Origin of the sequence: Gluconobacter sp. P1D12_c (genome assembly GCF_018812105.1) — a bacterium.
Lineage (GTDB): Bacteria > Pseudomonadota > Alphaproteobacteria > Acetobacterales > Acetobacteraceae > Gluconobacter > Gluconobacter oxydans_A.
Genome location: NZ_JACSIQ010000406.1, coordinates 1 through 476, shown reverse-complemented (window position 1 = coordinate 476; position 476 = coordinate 1). Strand labels below are relative to the sequence as shown.

1 protein-coding gene is annotated in these 476 nt (G+C 41.4%); it reads right to left on the bottom strand.

What is annotated here, in order from left to right:
• Positions 1–126 precede the first annotated feature (126 nt).
• On the bottom strand, positions 127–476 hold a 350-nt coding region (locus tag KP705_RS17395), incomplete at its 5' end, for a hypothetical protein (RefSeq protein WP_215765186.1).

Genomic DNA, 476 nt, shown 5'->3' with positions numbered 1-476 from the left:
GCAAATCTGAGCTAATTATCTGCTCATGAAGCGAAGCAGTTTGAGCTATCTTTTTAATACTGATTTAGCCTTTAGCATGGAGGTCGAAACCCCAATGCTAGACCCCGGACCTTCGGGGTCGTCGCTCTAGGCAATAGAGCGATCAGAACCCTTTTGAGGCTTCGCCTTAGGTTCCCACGTCGCCTGGAATGACTCAAGCCACTCCTTCGCAATCCTATCGCAATCACGCATTAAATCATCCAACGTGTAGACAGTCTTAATGAACGGAACAGGATTAATTCCATGCGAATCCAAAGAATCAAAAACTAAACCAAGATAAGTTTCAAGCTGTTCATTCTTCTTCTGTAAATCTCTGAACGGCTTGCCCTTATCATAACTTTTTTCGCGTTCGCTTTTCAATTCGTTCAATAGTGATTTTCGTGATTCATTACTTTTGTGAATTTTTGTTTTTAGTGATGAATTACTCGCTTTCAACT